Annotated in this window: 13 protein-coding genes; 7 read left to right on the plus strand and 6 right to left on the minus strand. The window is 70.5% G+C overall.

Annotated elements, in window-relative coordinates; all coding sequences use genetic code 11:
• Positions 1 to 11: 11 nt before the first annotated feature.
• The gene (gene wecB / locus ABZ470_RS17855) at positions 12 to 1,181 is read right to left on the minus strand and encodes a UDP-N-acetylglucosamine 2-epimerase (non-hydrolyzing) (protein WP_362912264.1); all 1,170 of its coding nucleotides are present in this window, start codon (positions 1,179 to 1,181) and stop codon (positions 12 to 14) included.
• A gap of 56 nt (positions 1,182 to 1,237) precedes the next feature.
• Between wecB and ABZ470_RS17860 the strand changes: the two genes are divergently transcribed.
• The 7 genes from ABZ470_RS17860 (at position 1,238) to hisC (ending at position 10,515) form a co-directional block, all read left to right on the plus strand.
• Positions 1,238 to 2,908, plus strand: coding sequence for a glycosyltransferase family 4 protein (locus ABZ470_RS17860; protein WP_362912266.1), 1,671 nt, complete (start codon positions 1,238 to 1,240; stop codon positions 2,906 to 2,908).
• A 198-nt stretch (positions 2,909 to 3,106) separates the two neighbouring features.
• Positions 3,107 to 4,369: a nucleotide sugar dehydrogenase gene (locus ABZ470_RS17865; protein ID WP_362912268.1), complete on the plus strand. Its 1,263-nt coding sequence runs from the start codon at positions 3,107 to 3,109 to the stop codon at positions 4,367 to 4,369.
• 19 nt (positions 4,370 to 4,388) lie between these two features.
• Positions 4,389 to 5,477, plus strand: a complete 1,089-nt coding sequence (locus ABZ470_RS17870) for a glycosyltransferase (RefSeq protein WP_352011150.1) — start codon at positions 4,389 to 4,391, stop codon at positions 5,475 to 5,477.
• A gap of 60 nt (positions 5,478 to 5,537) precedes the next feature.
• Entirely contained in the window at positions 5,538 to 7,352 is a 1,815-nt protein-coding gene (locus tag ABZ470_RS17875) for a DUF4434 domain-containing protein (protein WP_362912270.1), read from the plus strand.
• A 19-nt stretch (positions 7,353 to 7,371) separates the two neighbouring features.
• Positions 7,372 to 8,037 carry an NUDIX domain-containing protein gene (locus tag ABZ470_RS17880; protein WP_352011148.1) on the plus strand — a complete coding sequence of 222 codons (666 nt, stop codon included), beginning with the start codon at positions 7,372 to 7,374 and terminating at the stop codon, positions 8,035 to 8,037.
• A 357-nt stretch (positions 8,038 to 8,394) separates the two neighbouring features.
• Complete coding sequence (locus ABZ470_RS17885) at positions 8,395 to 9,258, plus strand: hypothetical protein (RefSeq protein ID WP_362781690.1); 864 nt, start codon at positions 8,395 to 8,397, stop codon at positions 9,256 to 9,258.
• Between the two features lie 195 nt (positions 9,259 to 9,453).
• Entirely contained in the window at positions 9,454 to 10,515 is a 1,062-nt protein-coding gene (gene hisC / locus ABZ470_RS17890; protein ID WP_362912272.1) for a histidinol-phosphate transaminase, read from the plus strand.
• A 94-nt stretch (positions 10,516 to 10,609) separates the two neighbouring features.
• On the opposite strand, the gene ABZ470_RS17895 is transcribed toward hisC, so the two are convergent.
• The 5 genes from ABZ470_RS17895 to purD all read right to left on the minus strand — a co-directional run bounded on the left by ABZ470_RS17895 (position 10,610) and on the right by purD (position 17,405).
• Complete coding sequence (locus ABZ470_RS17895; protein WP_362912274.1) at positions 10,610 to 11,548, minus strand: EamA family transporter; 939 nt, start codon at positions 11,546 to 11,548, stop codon at positions 10,610 to 10,612.
• A gap of 416 nt (positions 11,549 to 11,964) precedes the next feature.
• A complete protein-coding gene (locus ABZ470_RS17900) occupies positions 11,965 to 13,254 on the minus strand; it encodes a GTP cyclohydrolase IIa (RefSeq protein ID WP_352011144.1) in 1,290 nt (429 codons plus the stop codon).
• A gap of 227 nt (positions 13,255 to 13,481) precedes the next feature.
• Entirely contained in the window at positions 13,482 to 14,747 is a 1,266-nt protein-coding gene (murA, locus tag ABZ470_RS17905; RefSeq protein ID WP_352011143.1) for a UDP-N-acetylglucosamine 1-carboxyvinyltransferase, read from the minus strand.
• Between the two features lie 268 nt (positions 14,748 to 15,015).
• Positions 15,016 to 16,050, minus strand: a complete 1,035-nt coding sequence (locus tag ABZ470_RS17910) for a hypothetical protein (protein ID WP_352011142.1) — start codon at positions 16,048 to 16,050, stop codon at positions 15,016 to 15,018.
• 122 nt (positions 16,051 to 16,172) lie between these two features.
• Positions 16,173 to 17,405 carry a phosphoribosylamine--glycine ligase gene (purD, locus tag ABZ470_RS17915; protein WP_362912276.1) on the minus strand — a complete coding sequence of 411 codons (1,233 nt, stop codon included), beginning with the start codon at positions 17,403 to 17,405 and terminating at the stop codon, positions 16,173 to 16,175.
• Between the last annotated feature and the right edge of the window lie 411 nt (positions 17,406 to 17,816).

Below are 17,816 nucleotides of genomic sequence, written 5' to 3' on the forward strand. Positions count from 1 at the left end.
GAAAGGGCGGTTTACAGGGAATTGGGCGGTATGACCTGGCCTGCGGGGGAGAGGTTGCCCCCCTTGAGCCAGGCGGCGATCACCCGGGCGATCCTCGGACCGGCCTTGCCGTCCCAGAGCGGGGGAAGGTCCCCGGACGGCGTCGTGGCGCCCTCGGCCAGTGCGCGGTCCGCGGCGACGGCCAGCTGCGCCGGGGTGACCAGGCGGTTCGTGCCGTGGGTGATGGTGATCGGCCGCTCGGTGTTCGGCCGGACCGTCAGGCACGGCACGCCCAGCATGGTCGTCTCCTCCTGCACCCCGCCCGAGTCGGTGACGACCAGCGAGGCGCCGCGGACCAGCGACAGGAAGTCGACGTAGCCGAGCGGATCGACGATGAGCAGGTTCCCGCCGGTCACCAGCCCCGCGTCGGCCAGCCGCTGCCTGCCCCTGGGGTGGATCGGCACCACGATCGGCAGGCGCGCGCTCACCTCAAGGACGGCGTCGACGAGCTCCTTGGCCGAGGCCGGGTCGTCCACGTTCGCGGGCCGGTGCAGGGTGGCCACGCCGTACCGGCCGGTCAGGCCGAGGCGGGAGCGGATCGGGGCCGGGTCGAGGTGGTCCAGCGCGGAGAACAGGCTGTCGATCATCGGGTTGCCCACCAGGTGGACCCGCGCCGGGTCGACGCCCTCGTTGGACAGGTGGGACAGCGCGTCCGGCGAGGTGGCGAACAGGATGTCGGACAGCGCGTCGGTGACGACCCGGTTGACCTCCTCGGGCATCTCCCGGTCGAAGGAGCGCAGGCCCGCCTCGACGTGCGCGGTCGGCACGTGCAGCTTGGAGCACACGAGGATCGCCGCGAGCGTGGAGTTCACGTCGCCGTAGACGACGACCAGCGTGGGACGGTGCTCAAGCACGACGTCCTCAAGGCCGGTCAGCAGGGCCGCGGTCTGCCGCGCGTGGGAGCCGGAGCCCACCCCGAGGTTGGCGATCGGCTCGGGCAGACCCAGGTCGGCGAAGAACACGTCCGACATCAGCGCGTCGTAGTGCTGACCGGTGTGGATGATGCCCTGCCGCACCCCCAGCTCCGCGAGCCCGCGCACCACCGGGGCCGCCTTCACGAAGTTGGGCCGCGCGCCGAGCACGTGCAGGACGAGGGGATTGTCGGGGTCCGGGGTCGTCCCCGTGGGGGCGTAGTCCCTCATTGACCTCGCCTTTCATGCGGGAGTGGGGCAAACGATGCCTATGGTACGGTCACGGCGTGGTATCCGATGCCAGCACGCCAGACTCCTCAAAGGTTTCCGCGAAGTCGGCCCGTGCCGGGCTGAGCGGCCTGTTGAAGGGATTCGCCAAGCACCCCGTGATCGTCTCCCGGGTCGTGGCGGCCAAGGTCAAGTCCGATCCGGTGCGTGTGGCCCAGGCCGCCGCCGAGACGCTCCCGCCGAGCCTGCGCCCCGTCGTGGGCCGCTTCGCGTGGCCGGCGGCGCGACAGGCCAGGCTGGTCGTCCGCAAGCTCGGCATGCGCATGGTCAAGGGGCCGTGGGCCGAGGCCAAGGAGCACTTCGACTCGGGCCGGATGAGCGAGGCCGTCGCCGTGCTCCAGGGGCACACCAGGTATCCCTTCATCAAGCGCAGGGCCACCTACTACGCCGGTGAGCTGGGCGCCATCCAGCCCAACCCGATCCCGCCCAAGGACAAGGTCATCGTGGGGGAGCGGGTCGAGGGGCGGGTGCTGCACTGCGTCACCAACGCGCTGCCGTTCACCCAGGCCGGCTACACCGTGCGCACCCACCGCATCGTCACCGCGCAGAAGGCCGCGGGTCTCGACCCGCACGTGGTGACGAGCTGGGGCTGGCCGATGATGCAGGGCCACGCCGACGCGACGCCGTACGAGGAGATCGACGGCATCCCCTACCACCGGCTGATCCCCGACGGCGGTGAGGTGCCCTTCGAGAGCCAGGGCCGCATGATCAGGGGCGCCGGTGAGGTGACCGAGCTGGTCAGGACCCTCAGGCCGCAGATCCTGCACGCCGCGACCGACCACCGCAACGGCTCGGTCGCGCTGGCCGTACGGGAGCGGACCGGCACGCCGATGGTCTACGAGGTCCGCGGCTTCCTTGAGGAGACCTGGGCCTCGCGCGACCCCAAGCGGATCGGCAGCCAGCGGCACGTGCTCCAGCGCGACCGCGAGGCGTTCATCATGCGCTCGGCCGACGCCGTGGTGACGCTGGCGGAGACCATGGCCACCGAGATCGTCGAGCGCGGCGTGCCGAGGGAGAGGATCTTCCTGGCGCCGAACGCGGTCGACGACTCGCTGCTGTCCGCCGAGTACGACGGCGCCGCGTTCCGTTCCGCGTACGGCATCGCCCCCGGCGAGGTCATCATGGGCTCGGTCTCCAGCATCGTGGCCTACGAGGGCTTCGCGACGATGCTGAGCGCCGCGGCGCTGCTGCGCGACCGGGGGACCCCCGTCAAGGTCCTGCTCGTCGGCGACGGCGCCGAACGGCCCGCGCTGCTCGAACAGGTCGAGGAACTCGGCCTCGGCGACGTGGCGATCCTGCCCGGCCGGGTCGGTCCCGACGAGGCGCTGCAGGCCCAGGCGGCCATCGACATCTTCGTCTGCCCCCGCGAGGACCTGCGGGTCTGCCGACTTGTTACACCATTGAAACCTGTCGAGGCGATGGCGCTCGGCAAGCCGGTCGTGCTGAGCGATCTCCCCGCCCTCTCGGAGCTCGTCGGCTCCGACGGCGCCGGGCTTCTCGTCGCCCCGGGCGACCCCGAGGCCCTCGCCGACGCGCTCGCCGCGCTGCGCGACGACCCCGAACGGCGGGCCGAGATGGGGCAGGCGGGACGGGCCGAGGTGGCCGCCAAGCGCACGTGGAGCCGCGTCGCGGAGACGTACCGTGACCTTTACCGATCACTTACCGCTTGATGACCTTCGGAAGAGGCCCAGAAAACAACCGGTTTGTGATGCGTTCAATGGCATTAGACGTGGCTCGTTCGGACTTGAGATAGCCTTTGCGACCATGAAGTGTTGTTTCCGGCATCCCAAGGTCACCCGGTGAGCGAGCGCAACGAGCCCGCCGGCGACACTGGCGCCCCCGTGGGCGGGGCCGGCGAAGGAGGCCGAGTGAGCACCTACGACCTGGCCGTCATCGGTCTCGGATATGTCGGCATGCCCCTGGCGAAGGAGGCCGCGGGGGCCGGACTGCGCGTCGTCGGCTTCGAGGTCGACCCCCTGAAGGTGGAGGCCCTCAACGCGGGCCGCTCCTACATCGACGACCTGACGGACGCCGACCTGGAGCACATGCTGGCCGGTGGTTTCACCGCCACCCTGGACGAGTCGGTCCTGGCCGAGAGCGCGACCGTGGTCATCTGCGTGCCGACCCCGCTCGACGAGGACCACCGCCCCGACCTGTCGGCCGTCGAGGGCGCGACCGCGACCGTCGCCCGTAACCTCTCCAGGGGCACCCTGGTCGTCCTTGAGTCGACCACCTGGCCCGGCACCACCGACGAGGTCGCCCGCCCCATCCTTGAGGCCTCCGGCCTCGCCGCGGGCACCGACTTCCACCTCGCCTTCTCGCCCGAGCGCATCGACCCGGGCAACGCCAAGTACGGCATGCGCAACACCCCCAAGGTGGTCGGCGGTTACACGCTCGCCTGCCGGGAGCGCGCGGTCGGGTTCTACTCCCGCTTCGTCGAGCAGGTCGTGCCGGTCAGCGGCACCCGCGAGGCCGAGATGGCCAAGCTGCTGGAGAACACCTACCGGCACGTCAACATCGCCCTCGTCAACGAGATGGCGATCTTCTGCGACGAGCTGGGCGTGGACCTGTGGGAGGCCATCGAGGCCGCCTCGACCAAGCCGTTCGGCTTCCAGAAGTTCCTGCCCGGACCGGGCGTCGGCGGCCACTGCATCCCGGTCGACCCGTCCTACCTCTCCTACACGGTGCGCAAGCTGGGATACCCCTTCCGGTTCGTCGAGCTGGCCCAGGAGATCAACGAGCGGATGCCGGCCTACGTGGTCGCCCGCGTCCAGCGGCTGCTCAACCGGCACAGGAAGGCCGTCAACGGCTCCAAGGTGCTTCTGCTCGGCGTCACCTACAAGCCCGACATCGCCGACGAGCGCGAGACCCCGGCCCTCCCGGTCGCGCGGGCGCTCGTCGAGCTCGGCGCCGACCTGGTCTTCGCCGATCCCTACGTCAAACAGTGGCGGGTCGACGGCGTCGAGGTTCCCCGCGAGGAGGACCTGGCGAAGGCCGTCACGGAGGCGGATGTGACGCTGCTGCTCCAGCAGCACGCCGCCTTCGACCTATCGATCGTCGAGGACCACGGCAGGCTCGTGCTCGACACCCGAGGCGTTCTCGCCGAGGGTGAACGCGTCGAGCGGCTCTAGTAACGAAGGGCTGCGCGCAGTGCACGTGCTCGTCATGACGGTGGTGCATCACCCCGAGGACGCCCGGATTCTGCACCGGCAGATCCGCGCGCTGGTGGACGCCGGTCATGAGGTCACGTATGCCGCGCCGTACACCGCGCGGGGCGTCATGGCCCGGTCGTGGGTGAACGGCGTCGATCTCCCCAGGGCAGCCGAGCGTAAGCGGCTCACCGCCGTGCGCGCCGCCCGCAAGGTCTTCAAGCGCATGCGTGGCCAGGTGGATCTCGCGATCGTGCACGACCCCGAGCTGCTGCTCGCGGTCGTCGGCGTGCGCAACCGGCCCCCGGTGGTCTGGGACGTCCACGAGGACACCCCGGCGACCCTGTCGCTGAAGCCCTGGCTGCCCGCGTTCCTGCGCCCGCCGGTGCGTTTCCTGGCCCGCCTGCTTGAGGGTACGGCCGAGCGCCACCTGCACCTGCTGCTGGCCGAGAGCGCCTACGCGGGCCGCTTCCACAGGACGCACCTGGTGGTGCCGAACGAGACGTGGGTCCCCGACCAGGTGACGGCGCCGGGCGGCGACCGGATCGTCTACCTCGGCTGGTTGTCGGAGGCGCGCGGGGTGCGCGAGGCCATCGAGGTGGCCAGGCTGCTGCGGCCGCACCGGGTCGCGGTCGAGCTGATCGGCTACGCCGACCCGCAGTCGCGCCCGATGCTGAACGAGGCGGTCGCCGAGGGCCTGCTCGAATGGCGTGACTTCATGCCGAACGACGAGGCGCTCAAGCGGCTCGACGGCGCGCTGGCCGGGCTCTCGCTGCTGCGTGACGAGCCCAACTACCGGCACTCCATGCCCACGAAGATCGTGGAGTACATGGCGCACGGCATCCCGGTGATCACCACTCCCTCGCCACGGGCGGTCGAGCTGGTCGAACGCTACAACAGCGGTGTCGTCGTGCCGTGGCAGGACCCCAAGGCCGTGGCCCAGGCCGTCGTCTTCCTGCGGGACGACGTCAAGGAGCGGCATGGCCAGGGCGCGCGGGGGTACGCGGCGGCCCGTGCGAACCATCACTGGCCGAACTCGGCACGTCGTTTCGTCTCCCAGCTTGAGGCGTGGGCGGGGGTCAAGAGCTGATCTCCGGCACGGGGAAGCCGTTTATGTCCGCCTGATCGTGAGAACGGTAGTGTCCTGAAAGTGCGCTGGCTGACCGCTTTCCTGGGCCTGGCGATCCTCGCAACCGCCGTCGTGGCGGTCGTGATGGTCCTGCCCCGTGGCGAGAGCGCCTCCACGGCCCAGAGCACACCGTCCACCTCTTCGCAGAGCCCGCCGGACCCGTCGGCCTCCCCCTCGGGCACGCCGTACACCGATCCGTGCGGGACGTTCGACACGGCCGTGCGGTCGCCGTACGCGCTGACCGGCTACTGGCTGATCCCCACGACCGACCACTGCACCTGGCGCAGGCAGTTCACGGCCATCCACGAGGTGGGCGGCGACACCGTGATCCGGATCGGCTGGGGCCTGCAGGCCCGCAGGACCTCCGAGGACGGCCGTGTCCTGGAGAAGGAGGGGAACAAGGCCGACCCCCGCTACGCCTCCTGCGTCGAGGACGGTGTGCCGTGCGTCGAGGCGGCCGAGCGGGACCTCAAGGCGGCCAACCCGGGCAACCGGGTGAGCTGGACGTTCGTCTACCGGACCGACGAGGCGTTCGGCGACGGGCTGTTCCGCTGCCCGGCCTACGAGCGCCGGATCGTCGCCGGGGACACGGTCTTCTACCGGTTGCTCGCGCCCGACGACGGCACCGACGACCCCAGCTGCGACAACATCAGGAACAGGGGACGCGGCTACCACCTGATCCTGGTGGCCGCCGCGAAGAAGGACAGCCTCACCGAGCTGCTCGACCTCGGCGACCGGTTCGGGGTGAAGGTCTTCCCGGCGCTGCCGCTGGCCCCGCGCGACCCGGCGCAGAGCACCCGCGCCTCGGAGCGCGGCACCGACACCCTGACCACTCTCACCCGGCGCATCCTGCAGGACTACGGCGACCGCTTCGCGAACCGGACCTCGCTCGGCGGGTTCTACCAGCCGTTCGAGCTGCAACTGCGGGACATGAAGGCCGAGCATCCGACGCTGGCGGTCTACGCCTCCCAGCACCAGATCGTCGAACAGGAGATGCCGGGCAAACCCATCCTGGTCAGTCCCTACCTGGACGCGCGCAAGCGGCTGCCGTTCAGCGCGACGCCCCAGGAGGTGGCCAAGGGCTTCGAGGCGCTGGCCAGGACCGGCGTCGGCATCATCGCGCCGCAGGACAGCCGGGGCACGGGCAAGGTGGGGCTGTTCTGGCCCGACCAGCGGGGCCAGCGGGTGGACGAGCGGCTGAGGTCCGTCGTGGGGGAGACGACCAACGGCGACGCCTACCACGGCTCGACCCGCGACTACTACCGGGAGATGGCGGCGGCCAGGACCAGGATGGTCGAACAGGGCTACGACGTGCAGCTCTGGGCCAACGTCGAGGCGTTCGAGCCGTCGTCGGACGAGCCGTGCGCCGCCAGGACGGGCACCAGGGGGCGCACCGACAAGAAACGGCTCGACACCGCGGTGACCCAGGTCGGCCGGTACGTCTCGAAGATCGTCTCCTACATGTGGAGCGACTTCTTCACCTGCGGTTCGCCGTCCCTGTCCGAGGAGGTCGCCAGGGACGCGGGCAGGCCGATCCCGGTCGACGCCGTCCACCGTCCGCGTGACATCCAGGACGGCGTCGAGATCCGCGGCTACGACATCCCGGTCGGCTCGACGGTGACGATCACCTGGTCCGGTCAGGAGACCCCCGAGGTCACCAAGGTCACCGGGGTCGATCTCGAAGCGCTCCCGGCCGACCTGCCGGAACGCGTCAGGACGGCGTGGTTCCCGTTCAACTGGAACGGCGTGCCGCCGGGGACGTGGGTGCGGATCAAGGTGACCGCGCCCGACGGGCGCGCGGCGGCCGAGTCCTTACACGTTCGCGTGGGCCCCTGAGCGGTGTAACGTGCCTGACATGGTTCCGCGCATCCCCGTCAGCGTGGACCTTGTCGTTCTCACAGTGCGGTGCCAGGAGCTGAGCGCGCTCGTCTGGCGGCGGGACAAGCAGCCCTACGAGGGGCGCTGGGCCCTGTCCGGCGGCTTCATCCACCTCGACGAGGACCTCCCCGCCGCCGCGGAGCGCGTGCTCGCCGAGCGGGCGGGCCTGCCCGGGGCGCCGGTCCACCTGGAGCAGCTGCAGACCTACGGCTATCCCGACCGTGACCCGCGCCAGCGCGTCCTGAGCGTGGCCTACCTCGGCCTGGCCCCCGACCTGCCCGCCTCGACCGAGGCCCACATGAGCTGGCAGCCGGTCTCCTCGCTCAGGGAGATGGCCTTCGACCACCGGCGCATCATGGTCGACGGGATCGAAAGGGCCAGGGGAAAGCTCGAATACACCCCCCTGGGCGCCGCCTTCTGCCCGCCCGAGTTCACGGTCGCCGATCTTCGCCGGGTTTACGAGATCGTCTGGGGTCGCGCGCTCGATCCGCGTAACTTTCACCGGAAGGTCACCAAGGCGGAGGGCTTCCTGGTGCCGACGGGCCGTACGACCACCCGTGACGGGGGCCGTCCGGCCAAGCTGTACCGCAGGGGACCTGCGGTTTTCCTGCATCCCCCGATGCTGCGCTCCCTGAAGGAGTAGGTCCGGAGACAGTCCCCACGGGGAAGGCTTCCGACGCATCGAATCTCAAGGGATGAAAACCATTCCCTCGTTATAGACATGAAAATGGTTATCGCTTACGCTATTTCCACACTGAGAGGTTAAGAACGCAAAATCTTGAAATTTCAGGATGTCGTCGGGGTTGTTCCGCGACGATTGTCCTGGTGGTCTCGGCGACCGTGAACCCGGCACCGGACGGCGACGGCTCACCCGGCGAACGGCCATGCCTCCTCACCGTCAGGTGGTGGGGGCGGAGGCCGGGCCGGGGCGGGAACCGTCCGGACGCGTGACGCCCTTCCCAGGCACGGAACAGGCTTTTCTCAAGACAGGAGAGTGCTGATGGCGCGGCGGACACTTGCGCCCGGCGTGGAGATCTTCTCGGTGACGACCGGGACGGTACGGCAGGCGGCGGGCACGACGGGACGTTCCGAGACCGAGCCCCGCGGGCGACTGCGGGCCGGGGCGGGCAACGGCCACGCGGAACGCCGCGTGGGCCGGGCCGTACCCGAGGAGTCCGCGAAGGTGACGGTGCTGCGGACCGCCGCGGGCGAGTTCCTCCCCGTCCAGCAGGAGATCGGCGGAGACCTCGACCAGCTCGACCCGGGAACGCTGCGGACCTTCGAGGACCGTGGGCTGCTGGTCGAGCGTGAACCCCGCTCCTGGCCGGGTCCCGTCGCCGTGGTCGGCGGCGGAGCCATCGCGCTCGCGCTGTCCGAACTGCTCGCGCGGATCGGCGCCGAGGTCCACCGGGTGCCGACCCCGGACGCCGCCCTCGGCTGCGCCGCCGTCAGCTGGTGCCAGGACGACCACCCGCCCGCCGAGTGGGCCAAGGCCGACGTCCTGCTCACCGAACGCTCGATCGCCTGGCAGCGCTGCTCGGTCGAGGGCGCGACCGCGGTGCTCGAACCCATCTCCTCGGGCCCCGAGGACCTCACCCACTCCGACGTCAGGGCCAGGCGGCTGGCCGCCTCCGCCACTCCCGGGCACCTGCAGGCCTACTGGAGCAGCGAGCGCCGCAGAGGGCCCTCCCCGGTCGGCCCCGCCGAGGCCTGGTTCGTCGCGGCGCTGCTCGCCGCCGACCTGGAGGCCTGGGCCGCCCGCCGTACGGTGTCACGGGGGTTGAGGCTGGTCGACCTGATCAGCCTGACCGTGACGGAACAGCCGATCCTCCCGCTGTCGGTGGTCTCCTCAGGGGACGCCTGACCGCGAAACGCCCATGGACAGGCGCCGGGTCCCCGGGGGGGTGGAACCGGCGTCTACCGGCCGGCGACCGGACATCCCACGTCCGGTCGCCGGCCGGACATCTTTCACCCGTTCGGCTCGGAGACCTGCTCGGAGGCCTCCATTCCGGCATTCCAGGAGGATGCCCCATCCGCCTGCTCCTCATAAAGTAAGGCCATGCCTCGTTTCCGTGCGATTCTGGACACCGTGCCCCCCTATCGGGCGGGCAAGGCCGTGGTGTCAGCCGACGGCCGGTCCTTCAAGCTGTCCTCGAACGAATCCCCCTACGGTCCGCTTCCCTCCGTGGTCGAGGCCATCTCCAAGGCGGCCGCCCAGGCTCATCTGTACCCCGACCCCGGGGTGGGCGCGCTGACCAACGCGCTGGCGGAGCGCTACGACGTGCCCGCGGAGCACGTCGCGGTCGGCGCGGGCTCGGTGACGCTGCTGCAGCAGCTCTTCGAGACCGTGGGCGAGCCGGGGGCCGAGGTGATCTACGCCTGGCGGTCGTTCGAGGCCTACCCGCTGATGGCCGACCTGTCGGGTTCCACCTCGGTGCGGGTCCCGCTGGCCGACGAGACGCACCACCTCGACGCCATGGCCGAGGCGATCACCCCGCAGACCCGCATGATCTTCGTCTGCAACCCGAACAACCCCACCGGCACGGTCGTGCGCTCGGCCGAGCTGGCGGCCTTCCTCGACCGGGTCCCCGAGGACGTGCTGGTCATCCTCGACGAGGCATACCGCGAGTACGTCAGGGACACCGACGTCACCGACGGTCTCACGATCTACCGCGACCGGCCCAACGTGGCCGTGCTGCGCACCTTCTCCAAGGCGTACGGCCTGGCCGGGCTGCGGGTCGGCTACCTGATCGGCAACGAGCCCGTCGCCGCGGCCGTCCGCAAGACCGTGGTGCCCTTCGCGGTCAACCACCTCGCCCAGGTGGCCGCGGTCGCCTCGCTTGAGGCCGAGGCCGAGCTGCTCGAACGGGTCGAGACCGTGGTCAAGGAGCGCGACCGAGTCCGTGACACGCTGATCTCCCAGGGGTGGACGGTGCCGGTCACCGAGGCCAACTTCGTCTGGCTGCGCCTGGACGGGCGCACCCTTGAGTTCGCCGGGGCCTGCGCGGCCGAGGGCGTCGCCGTGCGTCCCTTCGAGGGTGAGGGCGCCCGCGTCTCCATCGGCTCCCCCGAGGCCAACGACACCTTCCTGGCCGTCGCGGAGGCCTTCCTGAAGGGCTGACGCACCCGGGGCCCTGGGGGAAAGTCCCCTGGGGTGTCCCAGGGCTCCCACGGGGCTCTCAGGCCCCTGCGGTCCCTTTTGTAGGAACCCGTCCCTACGCGGGGGCGGGTTCCTTCTCTGTCACGGCCGGCGCCTTCCTGCGTTCGGTCGAGACCACCAGCGCCACACCGACGACGATCACCAGGCCCGCGACGACCATCGAGCCGGTGACCACCTCGCTCAGGATGAGTCCGCCAAGGACGACCGCGACGACGGGGTTGACGTAGGCGTAGGTCGAGACGAGGGAGATGGGGGCGTTGCCCAGCAGCCACGCGTAGGCGGTGAAGCCGACCAGCGAGCCCATCACGATGAGGTAGGCGAGCCCGATCCAGGAGCGCCCGGAGACGGCCGCGAGGTTCAGGTGCTCGCCCGACGCCGTGCCGACCAGCGTCAGTCCGACGCCGCCCACGAGCATCTCGACCGTGCTGGCCGCGAAGGGGTCGGCGGGCATCGGGATGCGCGAGGACAGGAACGAGCCCACCGACCACGAGATCGAGGCCAGCAGGATGATCGTGATCGCCGTGCCGTTCGACGAGCCGCTCGCCCCGGTCAGGGAGAGCACCGCGACACCGGCGAACCCGACGAGCACCCCGGCCAGGGTCAGCGCCCGGGGCCTGTCCCGCGCGACGACGCGCAGGATCACCAGCCACAGCGGCACGGAGGCGACCAGCAGCGCGGCCAGGCCGCTGGAGATGTGCTGTTCGGCCAGCGCGACCAGGCCGTTGCCCGCGGTCAGCAGCAGCACGCCGACCAGCGCGGCGCCGCCGAACTGCTTGGCCGCCATCCTGAAGGGCCCCGGTCCCTTCAGCAGCAGAATGACCAGGCTGAGAATCACCGCGGCGGAGGTGAAGCGCATCGCTCCGCTGAGCAGCGGGGGAAGCGTCTCGATGACCACCCGGATGGCGAGATAGGTGGAACCCCAGACCACGTAGACGATCGCCAGCGCGCCCCAGACGAGGAGAGACGTGCGTCTGTCAGCAGCGTCATAAGCCATAGCTCCTGACAATATCCCCTTATATGGAGAAACCTCTCGCGGATTTCAGTCCTTGAGACGACCCTCCCGAGTCTCGGAAACAGCAAGCGCCGTCACCCCCCGGATGTCCTCGCGGACCCGGAGGGTGACGGCGCGGCGGCCCCGGGGTATGGGCCGTGCTGCAGTACGGCGCAGGCCCCGGAGCCACGGACACACGAAGGTCGCGGCCCAGACCGCGACAGGGGCCCCGGCGGAGGCTGCGACCTCAACGGTCTCAGTGGCCTCGGCGGAGCCCGGACAGCCCTTCTCCGCCCCGGAAGCCCCAGGGGTCTCCGAAGTCCTGGCAGGGACTCCGGTGGGGACTTCGTGGGAGGCGTCGAAGGGAGCCTCGACAGCCGCGGCAGCGAACTCGGCGGCCTCGGCGGTCTCGGCGGACCTCAGCGGGTTCCCAGCTTCTCCACGATCAGCCGGTAGAGCTGGCGTGGACGACCGGGCTGCGGAGTGCGGTTCGGCGGAAGCGGCCACGCGAGCCCCTCGTCGACCAGCGTGCGCAGCAACCGCCGTGCCGTACGCGGGGTGACGCCGAGCATCTTGCCCGCGCCCTCCGCGTCCACCACGGTGTCCCCGCCCTCCAGCTTGGCGGCCAGCCGTGCCAGCACCTCCACGCCCTTGGGCTTCAGCGGTCCGCCGCCCTGCGGAGGCATCCTGGGCGCCGGGATGAGCGCCCTGCCCTCCCGGTCGACGGCGAAGCCCTGGGCCTGCTTGCCCGCCTGCGTGCGCGCCAGGGCGGCCCTGGCGTGCGACTCGGCGTCATGCGTCGTACGGCCCATGCCGACCCCGACCTCGACCGCCAGCCCCAGCTCGTCACGCACCCGGGCCGCGAAGGGCAGCACCCGGAAGCCCTCGGTCGCCGTGGCGACCGAGCCGCGTGTCGCGGTGACCATGTAGCTGTGGTCGTCGACCGCGGTCACCGAGGCGTTGATGCGGTTCGCCTCCTGCACCAGCAGCCTGTGCAGCGACAGCCTCAGCTCGTCACGCCAGTAACGCGGCGCGGCCCTGCGGACCGGCTCGCGGAGCGTGGGAACCTCGACCAGCACCACCGTGAGCTGAGACTCCTCCAGCCTGTGGTGCGCCCCGAGCAGCGCCGCGGTGTGCAGCGCCGTACGGACCGCGGCGGAGGTGGGGCGGATCCTGACCACCGGAACCCCGGCCGTCTGCAGCCGGTCGGCGACGGCGGGCAGGCAGGTGAGCGCCCCGCTGGTGTTCCCCTGGCGCGCCAGGCGCTCGTGGAAGGACGCGATCGTGCCGGTGGCTCCCGGCTCGTCGCGGCTGTGCACGTCCCCGGCGGGCAGCCCGAGGTCGGCGTAGGCCTCCTCGATGTCGGCCCGTCCGAGCACGTCGATGCTGACCCTCCTGGGGTCGATCCGCTCGTCCAACGCTGCCCTGGCCAACGCGGCGATCAGTGCCGCGCCGCCGAGCTGGACATACGTCGCGGGCATCGTCAGCACCCCCGATCGTCTGGCCAGGTCGTAGGGAACCGGGCTGGCGAACAGACAGGCGTCGACTCCCGCCCCGAGGCGGGTCACCTTGTCGGCCGCCTCCTGTTCGTCCCGGTACGCAGCGGCCACCAGGCGGCACGGCAGAGGTGCCGCCGCATGTCCCATAAGCATCACTCTTTCTACGAGGTCATGGGGGCCCACCACACCGATAGTGAGGTCCGGTGTCATGGCACCCGGGCGTGACACTCGTGGAGTTTCTTCGGCCCGCTCGACCAATGTTCGTCCCATCCTGCCGTCCCTGTTGATTCGGCTCTCTTTTGGAACGATCGCTTGCGAGGGCCGTAATGTCACGCCCGTTTAGAGGTCAATTCTTGGAGGAACCCACGGTCTAAACCCTGACTGACAGTGTTTACACAGGTCAGAGCGCTTTTTGGGAGACTGAAACCGGTTGATTATCAGGCAGAAATCTCTCGGTGGACATCCGCGCCCAGCGCCTGCATACGCTCGGCCAGATAAGAGTGGCCCCGGTCGATGAGATATCCTGACCCGATCACGGTCTCTCCCTGGGCCGCCAGACCGGCCAGGACCAGGGCGATGCCGGAGCGCAGGTCATGGGCGGTGACGTCGGTTCCGGTGAGCGGAGTGGCGCCCCGGACGACGGCGCTGTTCTCCTTCACTTCGATGTCGGCGCCCATTTTGTTCAGTTCTGCGGCCAATGCGAACCGACCGTCGAAAATCCGTTCGTGGATGTAGCTCGCGCCGTCCGCGAGACAGGCGACCGTCATGATCGGCGACTGCAGATCGGTGGCGAAGCCGGGGTAGGTGTCGGTGATCACGTTGATCGGGCGCAGCGGGCGGTCCCTGCGCACGTGCAGCACGGCGCCGTGGTCGGCGAACTCCACCCCCATCTGCTCCAGCTTGTAACGGACGACACCGAGGTGGTCCAGGTCGGCGCCGACCAGGTTGACCTCGCCGCCGGTGATCGCGGCGGCCATGGCGAACACGCCGGCGTCGAGCCGGTCGGGCATCACGGTGTGCTCGACGGCCTGCAGCTCGTCGACGCCCTCGACGGTGATGAAGCCGGTCCCGCCGCCGCTGATCCGCGCGCCCATCCTGGTCAGCATCTCGATCACGTCGAGGACCTCGGGCTCAAGGGCCGCGTTCTCGATCACGGTCGTGCCGCGCCCGAGGACGCCCGCCATGATCAGGTTCTCGGTGCCGGTGTGCGAGGGGGTGTCGAGGTACAGCGTGGCGCCGGTGAAGCCCGCCGTCTTGACGTGGATGACGGCGTCGCCCTCGTCCACGACCGCGCCGAGCCGCTTGTAGCCCAGGTAGTGGAAGTCGAGGTTGCGACTGCCCAGGTTGCAGCCGCCGACCCCCTCGATGACGGCCTCGCCGAGGCGGTGCAGCAGCGCCGGGACGAACAGCACCGAGCCGCGGAAACGGCGGGCGATCTCGGCGGGCAGCACGGGGCTGCTCAGCGTCGAGGCGTCGATCACCAGCGTGCGTTCGGCCTCGTGGAGCTCGACCTTGGCACCGACGGCCTCGGCCAGCTCGACCGCGCGGCGGACGTCCTCGATGATGGGGACGTTGCGCAGCACGGTACGGCCTCTGGGCGCCAGGAGGGCCGCGCCGATCATGGGAAGCACGGCGTTCTTGGCGCCCTGGATGAAGGCGGTTCCACGGAGGGGATTGCCACCGCGCACGCGGTAACGGACCATGCTTCATGCTCCTTGGGGGTGGGGGACGATATTCGTACGACATGGGGGGCGGTGGCCGGAAGGCGTCGGCCAACACTAGCCGTTGGATGCCCCTGAACCTGCTATTTCGTGGGGAAACCGGACCCGGTCAGCGGACTGACCAGAAGCTTCCGCGCGAAAGTCTCGACGGTTCCCACATGACAATTTCCACTCGGCCGTGAAAGCTCCCGCGGTTCGTGTGCCCCGCCGGGCGGGCCGTGCGACGCCTGCGTCACCGGCCAGAGTTTATTCACGCGGTACGGGTGCCCCTGCCCGAGGGGGTCAGCGGGGAGGCGGCCGTCAGCAGGGTGTCGGCCCGCTGGTCCACGAAGCGGGTCACGACCTGCTGGCCGTACCCGAAGACCATGGCCCAGACCAGGATCGCAGGCTGGGAGCCGAGCCCGGACATGCCCGGGACGAACCCGGAGTTCAGGATCAGCAGCCCGAGCACGGCCGTCGCCACCCCGGCGGGCGCCTTGAGCAGGGTCTGGGCGACCGCCAGCGAGTAACGCGTGGACAGGTCGGCGCGGGTGGACAACGAGGCCGCGCTGGACAGCGCCGCGCCCAGCACGCCGACCAGGGCGACGAGCGGGACGTCGCCGTGACCGGGCCGGTGGCCGCCGGTCGGGCAGATCTGGGCGGGCATCAGGCCCTGGGCCTGGACCACCGACTGGTTGCCGCACATCGGCACCGCGTCCGGCCAGATGGCGCCGACCGCCACCAGGCCGAACACGATCACCGACAGCATGAGGACCCCGCCGAGCAGCAGGTTGCGGAAGCTGCGGACCCGGCCGCTCTCCATCGCCTGCGCGGTGTAGGCCGCCCGCAGCACCGACTGCATCAGCGGCCGGTCACCCTCGCCCAGGTCTCCGGCGGCGATCCTGGCCTGCAGCTGGACCAGCCTGGGGTCGTCTCCGGGCAGGTAGGCCCTGCCGATCGCGAGGACCTCGGTCGCCCGGCCGCACAGCTCGGGCGTCGGCAGCACGCCGTACAGCATCACGGTCGCGCTGTTGACGTTCGACCAGGCGCCCTCGACGGCGTGACCGGTCAGCCAGCGGCGCAGGCCGTGCCTGCTCCTGGCGTAGGACTCGGCGCGGGCCAGGTGCGTGCCGATGCCCTCGCCCGCCGAGGCGGACGAGCCCGTGCGCTCGCACGCGGTCAGCGCGCGCTCGGCGTCGGCCCTGATCTCCTCGCTGCGGGTCGCCACGTACACGCGCCAGATGCCGGGCCAGCGCAGGACGCCGGTGTCGCCGATCCGTTCCGGGGAGACTGCGTCGAGCGACATCGTTCCTCCGTTGGGCGCGGGCCGTGGGGGATCGGGCCGGGAGTGTTCCCGGCCCTCGGGGTGTGCCGATTCGACGGTACGTCCCCGTGCCCCGGGACGCCGGGCCTTCGCGGAGCCGGGGCTCAGAGGCCCTGGACCGCGATGTCCGTACGGTGGTGCGAGCCGCGCATCCGGATGCGGCCGACCGCCTGGTAGGCGGCCTCGCGGGCGGCGGCGACGTCGGCTCCGGTGCCGACCACGCTGAGCACCCGCCCGCCCGCCGACAGGACACGGTCGCCGTCGGCGGCGGTCCCGGCGTGCAGCACGTAGGCGTCGTCCGCCACCTCGGAGAGCCCCTCGATGACATCGCCCTTGACCGGGTCCGCGGGGTAGTTCTCCGCCGCGACGACCACGGTCACCGCCGCGCCCTTGTGCCAGGCGAGCGGACCGAACCGGTCGAGCGTGCCGTTCGCGCAGGCCAGCAGCAGGCCGGCGAGCGGCGTCGCGAGCCGGTCGAGCACGACCTGGGTCTCCGGGTCGCCGAACCGCGCGTTGAACTCGATCACCTTCGGGCCGTCCTTGGTGAGCGCGAGCCCGACGAAGAGCACCCCCGTGTACGGCGTGCCGCGTTCGGCCAGCTCGGCCACGGTCGGCAGGACGGTCTCGGCCATCACCCGGTCGGTCAGGTCGGCGGGTGCCCAGGTCAGCGGCGTGTAGGCGCCCATGCCGCCGGTGTTGGGGCCCTTGTCGCCGTCGTAGGCGCGCTTGTGGTCCTGGGCGGGCAGCAGCGGCACGGCCGTCGAGCCGTCGCAGAGCGCGAACAGCGAGACCTCGGGGCCGTCGAGGAACTCCTCGATGACGACCCGTCCGCACGCCGCCGCGTGCCCGAGCGCCTCCTCGCGGTCGTCGGTGACCACGACGCCCTTGCCCGCCGCGAGCCCGTCGTCCTTGACCACGTACGGCGCGCCGAACGCGTCGAGCGCCGCGGCGGCCTCCTCGGGCGTCTCACAGGTGTGGGAGCGCGCGGTCGGCACGCCCGCCGAGGCCATGACGTCCTTGGCGAAGGCCTTGGAACCCTCGATCCTGGCCGCCTCGGCCGAGGGGCCGAAGCACGGGATGCCCGCCTTCCTGACCGCGTCGGCGACCCCGGCGACCAGCGGCGCCTCCGGGCCGATCACGACCAGGTCGGCCCGCAGGTCCTCCGCGAGCCCGGCGACGGCCCCGGGGTCGGTCGGGGTGACCGGGTGGAGGGTCGCGATCCGCGCGATCCCCGGGTTTCCCGGAGCACAGTGGACCTCGGTGACCTGGGGGTCCGTCGCCAGAGACCGGCACAGGGCATGCTCGCGCCCGCCGGATCCAATCACAAGAATGCGCACTCGGGAGAGCTTATCCGCCGGGCATGGGGCGACTGTCCACAGGCTGTGGACAAGGTGTTCGACCGCGTACCGCCCGGGGTTGACGAACTTCCGCGTGTCGATCTTCTCTGTGACATATCCTGATGAAAGAGCTGATCTAGCTGTAAACGGGACATGAATTTCGTTGGGTTCCGCATGATCGCCCCTTGTGACCGAGGGTATCCTGGGAGTCCGCCCCCAAGCATGTGCTAAGTTTGGGCGGCTTTGGCGTGTCTGATGCTGATTGGAGGTGGTTGGGGATGACCTCTGGCGATCCCAGCAGTACGTGCTCGCGCACACGTGCTGTGCGCACTCTCGACCACTCCACACCGGTGTCCGACCGGCTGCGCACGCATTCTCTTTGAGTTGAGGTGACACAACGTCGCGTGCGAT

Source organism: Streptosporangium sp. NPDC020072, from assembly GCF_040631445.1.
Classification (GTDB): Bacteria; Actinomycetota; Actinomycetes; order Streptosporangiales; family Streptosporangiaceae; genus Streptosporangium.